The organism is Marinomonas sp. (assembly GCF_965225885.1).
GTDB lineage: Bacteria > Pseudomonadota > Gammaproteobacteria > Pseudomonadales > Marinomonadaceae > Marinomonas.
In genome coordinates this window covers 2,078,165-2,092,212 of sequence record NZ_OZ245329.1, presented here as the reverse complement: position 1 = coordinate 2,092,212, position 14,048 = coordinate 2,078,165, and the positions used below count along the sequence as shown (strand labels likewise).

At 41.3% G+C, this 14,048-nt stretch carries 15 protein-coding genes and 2 pseudogenes; 5 read left to right on the top strand and 12 right to left on the bottom strand.

All coding sequences use genetic code 11. The features are described from left to right. Positions 1–68: 68 nt before the first annotated feature. The 7 genes and pseudogenes from ACO05V_RS09920 to ACO05V_RS09890 form a co-directional block, all read right to left on the bottom strand. Entirely contained in the window at positions 69–1,604 is a 1,536-nt protein-coding gene (locus ACO05V_RS09920; protein ID WP_421850397.1) for a hypothetical protein, read from the bottom strand. A 184-nt stretch (positions 1,605–1,788) separates the two neighbouring features. After that, a complete protein-coding gene (locus ACO05V_RS09915) occupies positions 1,789–2,232 on the bottom strand; it encodes a DUF1499 domain-containing protein (RefSeq protein ID WP_421850394.1) in 444 nt (147 codons plus the stop codon). Positions 2,233–2,321: 89 nt separating this feature from the next. Next, positions 2,322–2,432, bottom strand: a pseudogene (locus tag ACO05V_RS09910) (IS30 family transposase); the annotation flags it as partial. A 173-nt stretch (positions 2,433–2,605) separates the two neighbouring features. Then, positions 2,606–3,658 (bottom strand): hypothetical protein, encoded by a 1,053-nt coding sequence (locus tag ACO05V_RS09905; protein WP_421850391.1) that lies wholly within the window; start codon positions 3,656–3,658, stop codon positions 2,606–2,608. A 178-nt stretch (positions 3,659–3,836) separates the two neighbouring features. Then, positions 3,837–4,058: pseudogene (locus tag ACO05V_RS09900) on the bottom strand (transposase); the annotation flags it as partial. Positions 4,059–4,125: 67 nt separating this feature from the next. Further along, the gene (locus ACO05V_RS09895) at positions 4,126–4,353 is read right to left on the bottom strand and encodes a hypothetical protein (protein WP_421850389.1); all 228 of its coding nucleotides are present in this window, start codon (positions 4,351–4,353) and stop codon (positions 4,126–4,128) included. Then, positions 4,344–4,646 (bottom strand): NUDIX domain-containing protein, encoded by a 303-nt coding sequence (locus ACO05V_RS09890; protein ID WP_421850386.1) that lies wholly within the window; start codon positions 4,644–4,646, stop codon positions 4,344–4,346. The genes ACO05V_RS09895 and ACO05V_RS09890 overlap by 10 nt, the downstream gene beginning before the upstream one ends. Before the next feature lie 637 nt (positions 4,647–5,283). On the opposite strand from ACO05V_RS09890, the gene ACO05V_RS09885 reads away from it, so the two are divergent. Next, a complete protein-coding gene (locus ACO05V_RS09885) occupies positions 5,284–5,526 on the top strand; it encodes a type II toxin-antitoxin system Phd/YefM family antitoxin (protein WP_111606950.1) in 243 nt (80 codons plus the stop codon). 6 nt (positions 5,527–5,532) lie between these two features. Continuing rightward, positions 5,533–5,790, top strand: coding sequence for a type II toxin-antitoxin system RelE/ParE family toxin (locus ACO05V_RS09880; RefSeq protein WP_421850383.1), 258 nt, complete (start codon positions 5,533–5,535; stop codon positions 5,788–5,790). A gap of 134 nt (positions 5,791–5,924) precedes the next feature. Here ACO05V_RS09880 and ACO05V_RS09875 read toward each other — a convergent pair whose 3' ends face one another. From ACO05V_RS09875 to ACO05V_RS09865, 3 genes are all read right to left on the bottom strand, one after another. Next, positions 5,925–6,458, bottom strand: a complete 534-nt coding sequence (locus ACO05V_RS09875; RefSeq protein ID WP_421850380.1) for a GNAT family N-acetyltransferase — start codon at positions 6,456–6,458, stop codon at positions 5,925–5,927. Further along, a complete protein-coding gene (locus ACO05V_RS09870) occupies positions 6,455–6,724 on the bottom strand; it encodes a DUF1778 domain-containing protein (RefSeq protein ID WP_421850377.1) in 270 nt (89 codons plus the stop codon). Before ACO05V_RS09870 ends, ACO05V_RS09875 begins: the two co-directional genes overlap by 4 nt. Positions 6,725–7,621: 897 nt before the next feature. Next, positions 7,622–8,047, bottom strand: coding sequence for a hypothetical protein (locus ACO05V_RS09865; RefSeq protein WP_421850374.1), 426 nt, complete (start codon positions 8,045–8,047; stop codon positions 7,622–7,624). 99 nt (positions 8,048–8,146) lie between these two features. Here ACO05V_RS09865 and tnpA point away from each other — a divergent pair, with 99 nt between their 5' ends. From tnpA to tnpC, 3 genes are read left to right on the top strand one after another with little or no spacing between them, the layout of a single operon-like run. Further along, positions 8,147–8,470 carry an IS66 family insertion sequence element accessory protein TnpA gene (gene tnpA, locus ACO05V_RS09860; protein WP_421850371.1) on the top strand — a complete coding sequence of 108 codons (324 nt, stop codon included), beginning with the start codon at positions 8,147–8,149 and terminating at the stop codon, positions 8,468–8,470. Next, positions 8,467–8,832 (top strand): IS66 family insertion sequence element accessory protein TnpB, encoded by a 366-nt coding sequence (gene tnpB / locus ACO05V_RS09855; RefSeq protein WP_421850368.1) that lies wholly within the window; start codon positions 8,467–8,469, stop codon positions 8,830–8,832. Before tnpA ends, tnpB begins: the two co-directional genes overlap by 4 nt. Before the next feature lie 35 nt (positions 8,833–8,867). After that, positions 8,868–10,469 carry an IS66 family transposase gene (tnpC, locus tag ACO05V_RS09850; protein ID WP_421856928.1) on the top strand — a complete coding sequence of 534 codons (1,602 nt, stop codon included), beginning with the start codon at positions 8,868–8,870 and terminating at the stop codon, positions 10,467–10,469. A gap of 840 nt (positions 10,470–11,309) precedes the next feature. On the opposite strand, the gene ACO05V_RS09845 is transcribed toward tnpC, so the two are convergent. Both ACO05V_RS09845 and ACO05V_RS09840 read right to left on the bottom strand, forming a co-directional pair. Further along, complete coding sequence (locus tag ACO05V_RS09845; protein WP_421850365.1) at positions 11,310–12,044, bottom strand: hypothetical protein; 735 nt, start codon at positions 12,042–12,044, stop codon at positions 11,310–11,312. Beyond that, a complete protein-coding gene (locus ACO05V_RS09840; RefSeq protein ID WP_421850362.1) occupies positions 12,028–13,146 on the bottom strand; it encodes an ATP-binding protein in 1,119 nt (372 codons plus the stop codon). Before ACO05V_RS09840 ends, ACO05V_RS09845 begins: the two co-directional genes overlap by 17 nt. Between the last annotated feature and the right edge of the window lie 902 nt (positions 13,147–14,048).

Below are 14,048 nucleotides of genomic sequence, written 5' to 3'. Positions count from 1 at the left end.
GCAGATAAGAACCCCAACGATTCTAGTTTTTGTCTGCCCTAAACTCCATGCTAATCATTGAAAGGGGACTATTTATCTATACCTACCTGGAGCATTAACGTATCGATGTACTGTTCTGTTCCTGCTGATAACTTAACGATCAATCTTTGCTGTTGCTCTCCATAATGCTTAGCTAAAGCAGCTTCTAGCATTATCGGCTGTAGCTCTCGCTCGGCTGATTCATTAAAGCCAGCCATTATTTCTTCACAGGCCTTAATATAAACCTCTTCAGGATTACCTAAAGCCTTACGCAAAGCAGATACAAGCTTGTTCTGTTGCTCTTTGATTTCTTTATTTATTCGAGAACGGACATTACGGAACATAGTGTATCCAGTTGAAACACCCATAACACCAAGAGCAACCAAACCCGCTGGAGTACCTAGCACTGACATAACAGAACCGAACGCTACCAACTTTAAACCGACTAAGGCACTTGTACTTAACACAGCTAAAACACTTGCCGTTACTGCAGTATTAGCGGCAATATCGGCGGTACCAGCGATTTTAAATCCAAGAGATCGAGCTGGAATAAGAGATTCAAATTCCATTCTATTGAGTGACCTCATCACCGCATGATTTAAACTATTGAGTTCACCTGAAAAAGCCTCTAACTCATCATTCCAAAGACGAAGATTTTCATCCATTCGCTTCTTTATTCGCTCATAACCACTTTGAATTTGGCGACCTGCTCCTCCCTTGTTAAGCACCTCCCAAACATCGGAGCTTGTATAATCTACGGCATATACAAGATCTTTAAGGTCTAAAGCAAAACTTGTTGATACAGCCTCATAGAAGTCTTCCATATCTTGTGAAAAGTGATCTGCTGATAAAAACAACCGCTTTTCAACGAACTTTAGCCTTTGCATTATCTGCATTTCTAGCGCTTCACTGATCTCAACGACCTGAGCAACAGCATCAGATTGCTTATCAATTACTCTTGTATGATCATGAAGCTGAGCCAACATTTGTTTTATGTCACTCTGAAACTTAAATAAAGCTTCAACCTGTGAAGCAGTAAAACTGCCCTCATCTCCAGAAAAAATATTCGCCAACTCCTCTTTTCCATAAATAAGCATAGCGTTTTTAACAACAGCACCTTTAGATAGTGATGTTTTTTTGTTTTTTCCAAATACAGGTAGTTTAATCTGAGTAAAACTTGCTGCATGAGAAAAAAAAGCCCCTGTTTTCCCACCCAAACGAAGACAACGAGACAACTTGCCATCAATTTCATCCGCATACTCTCCTTGTATTTTAATAAGCGGTGAAAACAGCAGTCGTAGAGCATTCCGCTGCTCTTCCGTTAAATTCTTTGCATAGGAAGACAAATGCTTTAATGATGAATCTAAATCCATATTTATCAGTAAACAATCAGTCAATATAGCGTTGGCAAAAAGATTATTATCACTAATGGCAGCTAAATCTACACTAACATCGGCCACAACTGCATATTCGGCCATCGACAGAACACCATCATACTGAACCACAGCTGCAACCACCTCACTAATGGCTCTAACAAGGCTAGATTCAGACAAAATGACAGTGATATCAGAGGAAGATTGCTTCATTTATAGTCCCTTAATTAATAACGATGAACTATTATACATTCACCTTACTTAAGCAAAGAACCATTTAAATTCATCGTTTCGTTATATTGAAGCAAGAGTTATAACTCAATACCTATAACCATACATTTAGAATTCTTGACATGATCGATTTACAAGCCTTGATGCTAGACTTAAGAAAATGCTATTACTGTAACTTACTGCGAATGGCTTCCATACGTTTTCGATTCACGCCAAAGTCTGAATGCCCAACTCGAGATGCGGAACGAATATCGATAATAACTTCTCCACTGCGCTCTTGCGAAAACAAAAACTCTACATCGTCTACAAAACGAAACACCGCCGAGGTAAATTCCGCATGAATGTAATTCTCTTCATTCGCCACAACCTTCACTCGCTTCAACGATTCCAGCACCGCTAACACACTGTCATGAGCATCGACATTAGAGCCTTTCAGCACGATAGGCTCGATATAATGCGTATCCTCGACTTGAACTTGGCTACTCACACAGTTTGGCGAGTTAGGACAAACAGCTAATTTTCCATTTGAAACACCTAAATTCGGCATAATACTTGAGCACCCCTGTAATAAAATAAACACCAATAAGTATAAAAATTTTCTAACCAACATACCCTACCTCATTGAGCAAAACACCAGTGTTGCCCTAAAACCAACAATAACACCACAAAAAACGCGGATGAACTCACCAGCACTTTACGTGTCCTACTATGACAATTCAGTATTCGTGCAATATTTGCCACTGATATTTCTTGCCCTAAAAGAGCGGAAATCTGGTATCTTTTGCCTTCGGTTAACTGCTGATAATTCATGTTGGTACTGCTTTGTTCTATGATAAGAAGAATCATACCAACTTCAGCAGTTGGCTTCTTCTACACCTGATTCGCAGTGCCGCACTTATTATCTGAATTTAGGAGTAATTAATGGCTTTGTTCCTTTAGATTACGTTAATAAGATATCGGATGATGGAATTTGTAGGGGCTGGCTATTGGTTTTCTTGTGCCCAGTCGTATAACTCGTTAAAGATGCAAGCGATAGGTGTGTCGGGGTTTTCATCAATAATGCTTTGCTCTAGGATCGTTTGGCAAAATTCCACAATATCTGGGTTGATAAGGCAATCGGTTCTTTGGTCTTCTGGTACATTTGATTGTTCTTTAGCTGACATGCATAACAACTCTTGTTTCAGTTGGGCTAAGAATGACTGATAGTGTGTTTTATTAGTTAAGTAATCATTAACAGAAAAATTATCAACATAAAGCTCTAACTCCTCTACGCCATGTTGGCCGGATGCACTTAAGCACCGAATAGCCAGTAATTCGAGTGTTTCAGGACAACAACCATAACGTTCAAACCCATCAAATATTACATCTGCCTCATAAACTTCATGATCCATATCTAATGTTTTTATAAACTGTCCATATAAATGACAGTATTGTTTTGAATGTTTTACCAAGTATTGACCAAGAATTAGACCATACGGTATTTCGAGCGTGTCATAATCCGCATATAGAGTGGCAAACTCACCATGCCTTTTATTGTATTCAATAATTTGTTTAAATAATTTAACAGCAGTGTTACGAGCGTCTTCAAATTTGATTGCTGCGGTAAAAAAAGTATGGCTAGTGTCGTAGACTGACGCATCCTCAATTTCAGCTTTGGAGGCATTGCTTGGTACAAATGCCAAGGCAATATTTTGGTGCAGGTTAAGAAATTTTTTCTCCATACGATCAAGCGTGGTATTCCATCTCAAAGTGTTCAATATTTTTATAATTTGTTTTGACGAGTCAAAGTCGAGGGTGAAAACGGTTTTGTCAATTTCACCATCTTCAGTCAATATTTGATGATAAGGGTCTTGTTTTACAGGACGGAAATAAATAGCTAATCCCAGATTCACAAGCGCAAAAAAGCTATAGAACAAAAACCGCTGGTACTCTTGATGAAAAAGTAAATAAATGGCCACACTTTGAAGAACAACGGCTGCACATGTATAGCCAAAGTGAAGTGTTTTAATATTTTTAAAATAACTTTTTATATTCATATACCCCACAATAAGAAATCAAATTTTATCGTTAATTAGAGAAAACATAACCGATTATTCATTCTTCAATCGGTTATACAGTACGCCCCTTTTTTTAGACATTTAAAAGTAGAGGCTAGGTTTCATGAGACGGCTTCATCACTCGTTGCCATAGCTTACTGGATCACTTCTGCTTTTATCGCTCTTCGACATACACCTTTTTAAGGCGACAATTCTCTTCTTCAAGCTCTTTCATTCGAGCCATCAATGAATCATCCATACCACCGTATTTAGACCGCCATTTATAAAAGGACACAGCACTCATACCATACTCTCTACACAATTCAGGAATCGCAGTGCCAGCTTTCGCTTGTTTTAAAACAGTCATGATCTGACTGTCAGTGTAATAAGATTTCTTCATGCAGAACCTCTTGCGTTTAGATTTCGAGAAAATTCTACTTGTGACTGCTGTTATTTTTAGGGGATTACTATACCACCAACAACTCATCTCGAATCAAGCACAACAAAAAAGTTTCCCGCTCAATCGACATACCTTTTTTATCACTGTTTTTAATCGTATCGAGATTATGCTCAATAGCATCGTGGACATTAATCCAGACTGGCTTCATACCATTTTTGACTTCGTAATCTTCCAGACTCGTCTCGCCTAACTGCTCATCAATCTCACAGGTATAACAGTAAGACTTCATCTGCATGATCTCAAAACCATCCCTATTCCAAGGCCGAAACTCTTCATATAAACCAAACGCCTCACATTGCGAATATTCCGCGCCCCAGTCTCCTCCGTTAACTCACGGATCAAACCTTCCACCTGATTTTCACCCTCATCAATCCCACCACCCGGCAAGGTGTAATCATCGTAACGCTGGGTATACAACATCAAAATATCCTCGCCTTTTAGAATAATCCCACGGGCAGCAAGACGTAAAAAAGAAGATTGATCGAGAGACTCGATACTTGGGTGGATAGAGGATTTTAGTAAACGCATAGATTGGGGCACTTCGTGTGGTTGGGTTAGTTTTTTCTTTGAGTTCCATTCAAACGCTTTGGATTCGCGACCTTTATTCCGCCCTGCTGGGCGGGTAACTTTTTGCTAGCGCCCGAAAAGTAACCAAAAATTCGCTTTCTCGGGCTTTCGCCCAAACGTATCATTCACATTGTTTAACATCACGTCTAGCAACACGACTTTTATCGTAAGGCATAGATTGGTTCTGCTGCTGGAGAGAATCTTTACGTTAATGACCCTGAAACGCCATAGAGTCGCGCAACTTCGTCGCGTCGAACTGACTTCTTCGGGATTGCAGTAATGGAAAACAAAGGACGTAGGGCATCATGAGCGCAGCGTAATGTGCCATTGAAAGCGAAGCTTTCATGTTCTAGGGTAGGTTGCAGCTTTAGCCCGACGCGGAATTTAAACTCAATTCAAACGCTTTGAATTCACAACCTTCATTCCGTCCTGCTAAGCGGGTAACTTTTGCCAATCGATGCAAAAATGCCAAGCATTAGGAATCCATCTTAAATGCTTTGCTAGTCTACTTTTCACACAAATCGCACGATTTAATTAGATTGATCATTTCATGCGACTAACTATAATATTACTTTAGCTCCAAATTTGGAGATTGAATATGCACACATTAACAGCAAATGATGCTAAGCGTAATTTTGGTGAACTTCTGCTAAGCGCCCAACGTGAGCCGGTTAAAATTAGCAAAAACAGCAAAGATGCCGTAGTGGTAATGTCTATCAGAGACTATGAAGAACTAGAAGCAATGAAAACTGACTACCTTAAACATTGTTTCGAGTCGGCTAAGCAAGACTTGGCGCAAGGCAATGTGGTTGATGGTGAAGATTTCCTAAGCGCCTTGTAACCCATTATGCAAAAGACAAAATACAAACTGAGTATATTGGCTCAGACCCATTTACAAAAAATCAAAAGCTATAAACACACGTTACTAACTGGTTTTCAAATGCTAGCCGACAATCCAGACGTAGGTCGTAGTTGCGATGATATTTTTCCAAACAGTTTTTATTTTCCTGTTGGCAAACACACGGCTTACTTTACAAAAGAAGACGGTTTTATTTTGGTAGTGGCTGTACTCGCTCAATCACAACACCCACAAAACCACTTGTAGTTAAGTCATTAAGCCCTGCTGGGCGAGGGCTTAGTCCCTTCACCTTTTGTCTTCCAAGGGGAAGATTAGAGTGGAGTTAATTTCTTCTTCGGACTGCCGCCCAAACATATCACTCACATAGTTATATTCGTAGCCTATTGATTAAAAAGCTGCTCTACCGTTTTCATTGGTAAGAACATACGAACACGCCCATTATGTTCGCATAGCACTTCAAATCCGAACTTTGTATAGAAGGCTTGAGCGGAATCTGTCAGACAATCCACAACAATGGCGTACGCCCTCATGTGATGATTCACTTCCCACAAATACTTCAGTGCACGAATTAAACTCACTTTACCAAGTCCTGAACCATGAAACTCTTTATGCACGGCTAATTGAGCTAAAAGAAAAACAGGGATGGGATACCTAGGAAGTTTATTAGCGAGTTTTGTTGGCAGTGTTTCTCGGCTGATAGAACTCGGGGCAACGCTATAAAACGCACAAATAGCGTATTTTTGATTCAACAGTGGCTGAGCACTAGGTAAAACCATCGTTCGGCTAATACCCGCTTGCATATGCTTTGCTGCTTGAGTTTTGATAAAAGTATTGAGCTCTTGTTCACCACAGTCAAATGAGTTGCGGTCATGCTTTGATTTACTAAGTTCTACGAACTCTTTACCCCAACTCACCTAATACCACTCTCATCTGTCAATTTAGCCGCATCCAACAACGCTTGATTAGGTGCTTTTGCTTTATCACACGCCACCATAAACTCATCAAAGACACTGTCTTTAACCACAAGACTTTCATGCTTTTCAATAACATGAGTAGCATCTTCATCCATAAGCCTCACGACGTACTCAGTGAGACTTTTTAAACCCAGTAATGCCGTAGCCTTTTCCGCTTTTGCCTTAACCTCTTCATCAAGACGGATATCTAAACGTGCCGTTACCATAACCCCTCCTACGTACGGATGTATTCCGTAATTTTAGGGATTGTAGTGCAAATTTAAAACACTCTCAACTTGTACGGATATTTGACGGAAAATAAGAATTAATCTCTTCCCTTTTTAGGAGGAAGGTTAGGATGGGGTTGTTCTCTTCTCGGGCTATCGCCCAAACGTCTCATTCACTTTGCTTAACATCACGTCTAGCAACACGACTTTTATCGTAAGGCATAGATTAGTCTTGCTGTTCGAGAGAGCCTTTCCGTTAATGACTCGGGAACTCCATAGAGTCACGCAATCGGGATTGCGTCGAAGGGGCTTATTCGTAGCTATTCGTGTAAAACCAAAACGTAGGGCATCATAAGAGCAGCGACTATCTAATTAAAAACTGCCGCTGAAAGCGAAGCTTTCATTTTCTAAGGTAGGTCGCGGCTTTAGCCCGACGCGGAATTTAGATTCCATTCAAACGCTTTGGATTCAAGACTTTTATTCCGCTCTGCTGGGCGAGGGCTTAGTACCTTACCCTTTTGTCTTCCAAGGGGAAGGCGGAGGATGGGGTTGCTCTTTGGATCTTCAAGTATATTTGTGGCTTCTCAATGACTTTGAGCTGCAAGTTTATTCCGCCCTGCTGGGCGTGTAACTTTTTGCTAGCGCCCAAAAAGTAACCAAAAATTCGCTTTCTCGGGCTTTCGCCCAAACGTCTCATTTACATTGTTTAACATCACGTCTAGCAACACGACTTTTATCGTAAGGCATAGATTGGTTATTTAGTAAGAGATAGATCATCAAACAATGACCCTGACACTCCATAAGGTCGCGCAATCGGGATTGCGTCGAAGGGGGTAACGCCTTGCTCTGAGGCAAATTTGGAGCGTAGCGGAAAACCAGTTCGGCAACATGCGCTTGTTAGCATTTTGGTACAAAAATAACTTCTGGACTGGAAACAAATGCATTCCAAAAAGAGTTTTTTCGAGCGAAATCATGATCATTCCACGGGCTATTGACGTTTAGCTCTTCAAAAGTTACAAGCTCAGGCCAACGCTGAATTGAATTCACCTCGTCCAATCTCTCCTTTATTGCTTTCTTTAGGTCATCCTCTATATTAATTTTTTCAGGAAAACGATTTATTAGAGACGACAATAATTGAGCGCTATAAAACTTAACAAACTGATAATAGTATTTGCTACAAGAGTCTGGATCACATTGACTCTCTTCATTTTCTGGATCATACCACGCCATTTTCAATAGTGTATTCGGAGAAAAATGAACAAATCTAGAAGTTGCATGGTATAGGTAGGAATACAAAACATCTAAGTCTTGATCTTTTGCCATTGCCCATACCGTAAGCGCCCTTAAATCAGCATTCTTGCCGACCATTGAATAATCTCAGAACCTAACGCCTGTTTATTTTTTTACTAGCAGGAGTTTATTATGAATCAACCTTCCGATTCTCAATCACGTTCTGAGTTTTGGCTTGAACAGGTAAAAGTCGCTGGCGAGTCCGGCTTGTCTGGCGCTCAGTTTTGCAAACAACAGGATCTCAATTATTCGCAGTTTATGTATTGGCGGCAGAAGTGCCAGAAACAATCCAACCCAACGTCACAAGGCAAGGCGTCTGGTTTTGTTAAAGTAGCCCCCTCGATCCTAGAGTCTCCATCCAGCTTATCGGTATCTTTACCTAGCGGGATACAAATCCGTGGCATTGATTCTGGCAATTTGGCCTTGGTTCGTCAGTTGCTGGAATGGGCGTCATGACACGCTATTTTCGCCCATCGGTTGAGATGCCTGAGATCTATCTTTATCGCCAGCCGGTGGATTTTCGTAAAGCGGCTTTAGGGTTGGCGGCGATTGTCGAACAAGAGCTGGGACGCAATCCCTTCGATGGCGCATTGTACGCGTTCACCAACCGACGCTATAACAAGATCAAATGCGTATTCTGGGAAGACAACGGTTTTGTTCTCTATTACAAAGCCTTAGCGGAGGAAAAGTTCCGCTGGTCGAAGGGTGACGAGGCGATCATGTCATTGACGGGACAACAGATCAATTGGTTGCTGGATGGCTATGATTTATCGCGGATGAAAGGACATAAAAAGTTGTATTATGAGTCTGTTTTATAAGCACTTTTCAATTATGTTTTGCTATAATGCTGGGCATGAAAAAAGTGCCGTCTCCATTCCCAACCCCCATTTCCTATGAAGGCCTGAGCCACACTCAGCTGGTCGAATTGCTGACGCAGAAAGACCAGCTTCTTGATGACCATCATCAAGTCATTCGCCATCAGGAAAAATTGTTGGATGAAAGAAAGCAACGAATCGAGCTGTTAGAAGAATTACTGCGCTTAGCCAAAGCACAAAAGTTTGCCGCCAGCAGCGAGAAATCTGTTTATCAGATCGATCTGTTTGATGAAGCAGAGCTCGAAGCGGCGATGGACGCGCTCATTGAACAACTGCCTGAAGGGGTGCTTCCAGAAACGCTTCGACCTCGCAAGCGCCAACGTGGTTTCTCCGATAAGCTTCCTAGAGTACGGGTAGAACTGCGATTGTCTGAAGACGAAAAAGTCGGTGCCACGTCCACTTTTTTCAGTAAGGTCAAAGAAGAGTTGGATATCGTTCCCGCCAAGGTCAGGGTCCTCGAATACTGGCAGGAAAAGGCGGTCTTCAAACAAGAGGAGAATGAACAGGAACGGATCCGCTCAGCCGAACGTCCCCTTCATCCATTAGGCAAGTGTGCTGTCAGCGTTTCTTCATTAGCCTATATTATCGCGGGGAAGTATGCCGATGGCTTGCCCTTGTATCGCCTGGAAAAACAGATCGAACGCTACGGGGCGCATCTGGATCGCACCAACATGGCGAATTACCTGATCCGACTCAATGAGCCTATTAAACCGCTGCTGAACTTACTGTGGGAAGTGCAATTGGAGGCAAATTACCTGCAAGGTGACGAAACACGCATCCAAGTCCTTAAAGAAGACGGTAAAACCGCCCAATCTGATAAATGGATGTGGGTCATTCGCGGTGGCCCACCGGACAAACCAGTGATTCATTTTGAATACGATCCGTCTCGTGGCGGTAAAGTGCCCGTGCGCCTGCTCGATGGGTTCAATGGCGTGCTGCAAGCCGACGGCTATGGGGGTTACAACGCCGTGTGTAGGGAAAACAACCTAACGCGCATTGGCTGTTGGGATCATGCTAGGAGAAAGTTCGTCGAAGCCAGTAAGGCGGGTAAAACGAAGACAAAAAGTAAAAACGCGGTCCCAGCCAAAGCTGACGTGGCCTTAGGATGTATCAGCAAGCTCTATGCTATTGAAACGAAAATCAAAGGGCTGAGTGTCGAAGAAAAAACAACTGCACGTCAAGAACAGAGTCGTCCTATTCTCAACGCCTTTAAAGAATGGCTAAACAAGAATGTCGGTACCGTTCTAAAAGACGGACTGACTTATAAAGCCATCCAATACACCCTGAACCAATCGGACTACCTGACAGGGTACTGTGAGGATGGGCAATTGCACATTAGTAATGTTCTCGCTGAGAACGCCATCCGCCCCTTCGCGATTGGACGCAAGAACTGGTTATTCGCCGACACTTCACAAGGTGCTCATGCCAGTGCGACTTGGTATAGTCTCGTTGAAACGGCCAAAGCCAACGGGCTAGAACCTTACGCGTATATTTTGCATATTCTGCAACACATCGCTAGCGCCGACACGGTTGAGAAACTGGAAGCATTACTGCCTTGGCAGGTTAAAACGGCGCTGTAAAGACGCAGAACCATCCGGCAAACGGATGCAGTAAAAAAACGAAATGGAAAACCAGAAACAACCAAAATAAAGAAGAGAAAAAAGAAAGGTCTTACCGCTGCATCCTTGCAGCCTGAATCCTCCTGAAAACAGACAGAGCCTCCATCCTGGAGGTGTAGGCAAATCCGTTCGCCCTCTGTCTGTTATTTAACTTAAACTTTTTTGATACTTGATGCAACCTCAAGTATCCATTTACACCGATGAATGGTCATTAAGGGATCATTTACGACGACACAAAACAAACGATAATAATGCTGATTTAAGGGCGCTTACCCCATACCGATGGTTTGTATTGCCTATTTCCTTGTATATGGTTTTTATAGATTGACCTAAGCTTGTCCTCTGGATTGGAGTTACCGTTTTTGGGTTTTATTATCGGTTGCTGAGGCCTATATTTTGAAAAAAACTCAGCCTGAGCCTCTAACGAATTTGCTGTGTCAATATTAAGTTGTAATTTAATTATTTCATCAGACTGTACTTTAAAATTTTTGTCTATGAAACTTAGTACAATTAAATCCTCGCAGATAGACCTTAGCGTAGACGAAATCCAAAATGGTTTATCTTCAAACTTAGAGCTTTCGATCTCTAAGGCAAACCCGATAGACTTTGAATAAGCACATATGAGCGCTAAAGAAAACGCACCTTCTTGATTCGATATACGACATGAACGTTCTATCGAGCCTTTTAGTTCTGAGAGTTTAATATTATCACCTCTATCGAATATTGGTTCTGTAATGCTAACGCCTGCAGCACAGGCAAAGTTGGAGCGCAGCGCAAACTTTGTCCCAGTGCCTGCGATTGTTAGATTTTATTCATCCAGTCAGCGAGTCTTTGACTAACGCCCTTATCATCTGGCTCTGTGGTAACAGAGCCAGATGAGTCCTTGACAACAACTTCAATATTTCCTATTTCGTCGCGAACTTCACGTAGCCTTTCTTGAATTTCATTCTGGTGATTCTCTAAAGTCTCGATTAAGGCGCTTTCTGATGCACGTCTATATATCCAAACAATAGCTAATAACGAAACGATTACCAAAAGAAGCAAGATCATATCAACTAGACTTCTTTGATTGGTGCCATTATTAGAAGTAACTTTATAGTTACCACTATCGTCAATGTAAGATGCTTCATAACCTACAGGAAGCATAGAATACATTTTTATACTTAGACTTGAGTTTATCGAAAGCCTATCCATACGAACTCTGAGTCTATGGCCGCTAACATCCGTCTTACCTACATCTTCATTGCTTGAAAGTTCGTAATCTGGAATTCCTGACTCAAACTCAACAATCAGGATCATGTTTTTGGATGCAGCATTTCCTCGATTTCGAAGGTTAAGAGTATCTATATAACCACTCGAGTCAGTGAGCCCCTTTAGATTTATGGAATCCTGAGTCGCCACAATATCTGATTTTTCTATCAATTCCGAAACGCTATCACTTAACGTAAGACCAATAAAAGCGACAAAGAAAGTAAGTACTGATATTGTCAGAGAAATTCTTTCGGCCCAGCTCATATAATTAGTCCCTGAAGACATTAAGGACTCCTTTAGAATTCAAATCCAGTACGACATGGTCTTTGGGAAGGTTGTCGCGATAGGTAGTAAACTCGATATACTGAATCCCGCTTTCTTTGCCGGCAACATCCTCCAATATTTCAAGGGCACTTTTATATGTTTTATTATCAAGGCCAACTGACAAATAGCTGTCATTGATAATCAACCCCGGAAAGTTATATCTACTATTTTGAGCTACTTTTGAGATTGCCAGGATAAGGATAAATTTGGAAAAAATCTCTTGGCCATATGACATATAGCGGTTTTTGCCTTTAACAAACGATTCCAAATCATCAAGATCCCAACGCTCATAACCCGAGAAATTTTTAAGACCTACAAATACTCTCTCTATCTCAGAAATTCGATCTCTTAGTTGATGATCAGACTCATCCTTAATAGCCGCTAGCTTCTTAGTTGCGCCAATAAGCAGTTCTTTATCTCTTCGAAAATCGCAAAAATACTCGCCCTTCGTTTTCTCTAGACTATTTTCGATATCTTTATTGTCAGAGAAATTACCTAGGTTTTTTGAGAATAATTCAGAAAATTCCTCGATGGCAGTATGGATTTCTTGGCTCCTATAAACTTCTTTCTTCAAAGAAGATATATCTTTTTCAAGAGAACCCAGCAATGAAACATTTATTCCGCAAATTGAATTTATTGCTTCCCACTGCTGCCGACGATTCTCTGGACGCTCTTCCGATAGGAAGAAAAAATCCAATAACTTAAACATGTCTTCATATTCACGCCCAAAGATATAATCTGGAAGCAAATAATCGCAAAAAAAATCGTTTAATTCTTTGGACAATGGCCGAAATTTATTGGGCACGTTATTCACGAATACCGAAATATAGGAGTCACCAATATCGCGTGAGAAAACCAAGTTACGATCATCAATTCTGACTTCCAAATTAATGCTATATACATTTTGGCTTGCATTTGATCTAACCAAGCCAAGAACATATCTAATGCAGTTAAAAATTGTTGTTTTCCCGCTATTATTTTTTCCGACGATGTAGTTCAGGCCATCTCTGAAGGCTAGGTGCATGTCATCAATTTGCAGCGCCACTAATTTCAGTTTATTCACTCATACCTCTTCTCAATCTCCAGTGGCTATCAGAAACTAACAATTAAGGGTTATACGGCAGCGTAGCTGCGGCTATAACCCACTGCTGAATGGCTGCGTTGCCTATATAGGGATTTGCTTTTTTCATGGATGGTAGGACTTCCCTGCTAGATAACTTGCTAAATACCAACGTCTGTTTGGACGATGCTTCTTCAGATGGTCTTTGATAGCCGCTATGTTGGTTCTTTATTAGCTCTTTTGTAGCGCGATTTCACCCGCGAGGCAAGCGATTCCCTCAGTCCTTATGACCTGATCCGTTTTTTAGAACTTACTCTTCTCTGTCGCTCCACAAAGCGGCTTAGCTCAAAAATTAATAGTGCGCATGTGCATTTAGTTTTTTGTAGTCCTGAAGAACAACTGCATGAGAAAATGAAAAAAGGTTGGGAATACAAAGCGTTTGAATGGTGACATATTAGACTTCTGTTAAAAGCCTGATTTTCATAGCCATCCTTGTTATAAAAAACAAAAAGCCCTTATAAAATAAGGGTTTTCTGAGTAGAACTTCCATTGAGGTTGATGCTATTTATTGCGGGGATGCCTCTACCGCCGCGACTTCAAATGAGGTTGGTGTTTTTCCTGTGAGGATGCCTCTACCGCCACGTCATCTACATGCTTAGTATCGTTATCTCAGACGTTAATGTCAACAAACTGTACATTTATCAACCTAAGAACATACCAAATTTAGTCAAATAAACACGCTCTCATTAACTATAAAAGCTTGATTCCCGCCTTCGATGGAAGCCTCCCATCGAGTACGCAATGAAAGCTTCGCTTTCAACGGCGGATCACGGTCGTACCTCCCTCATCACGCCCTACAAAAATCGAAATCACAGATAAAGTCAGTTCGACGCGACGAAGTTGCG

Excerpts from the sequence above, each read along its gene's own strand:
- ACO05V_RS09920 (WP_421850397.1), bottom strand. The coding sequence starts at position 1,604 with ATGAAGCAATCTTCCTCTGATATCACTGTCATTTTGTCTGAATCTAGC.
- ACO05V_RS09915 (WP_421850394.1), bottom strand. The coding sequence starts at position 2,232 with ATGTTGGTTAGAAAATTTTTATACTTATTGGTGTTTATTTTATTACAG.
- ACO05V_RS09905 (WP_421850391.1), bottom strand. The coding sequence starts at position 3,658 with ATGAATATAAAAAGTTATTTTAAAAATATTAAAACACTTCACTTTGGC.
- ACO05V_RS09895 (WP_421850389.1), bottom strand. The coding sequence starts at position 4,353 with ATGCAGATGAAGTCTTACTGTTATACCTGTGAGATTGATGAGCAGTTA.
- ACO05V_RS09890 (WP_421850386.1), bottom strand. The coding sequence starts at position 4,646 with ATGCGTTTACTAAAATCCTCTATCCACCCAAGTATCGAGTCTCTCGAT.
- ACO05V_RS09885 (WP_111606950.1), top strand. The coding sequence starts at position 5,284 with ATGCACACATTAACAGCAAATGATGCTAAGCGTAATTTTGGTGAACTT.
- ACO05V_RS09880 (WP_421850383.1), top strand. The coding sequence starts at position 5,533 with ATGCAAAAGACAAAATACAAACTGAGTATATTGGCTCAGACCCATTTA.
- ACO05V_RS09870 (WP_421850377.1), bottom strand. The coding sequence starts at position 6,724 with ATGGTAACGGCACGTTTAGATATCCGTCTTGATGAAGAGGTTAAGGCA.
- ACO05V_RS09865 (WP_421850374.1), bottom strand. The coding sequence starts at position 8,047 with ATGGCAAAAGATCAAGACTTAGATGTTTTGTATTCCTACCTATACCAT.
- tnpA (WP_421850371.1), top strand. The coding sequence starts at position 8,147 with ATGAATCAACCTTCCGATTCTCAATCACGTTCTGAGTTTTGGCTTGAA.
- tnpB (WP_421850368.1), top strand. The coding sequence starts at position 8,467 with ATGACACGCTATTTTCGCCCATCGGTTGAGATGCCTGAGATCTATCTT.
- tnpC (WP_421856928.1), top strand. The coding sequence starts at position 8,868 with ATGAAAAAAGTGCCGTCTCCATTCCCAACCCCCATTTCCTATGAAGGC.
- ACO05V_RS09845 (WP_421850365.1), bottom strand. The coding sequence starts at position 12,044 with ATGTCTTCAGGGACTAATTATATGAGCTGGGCCGAAAGAATTTCTCTG.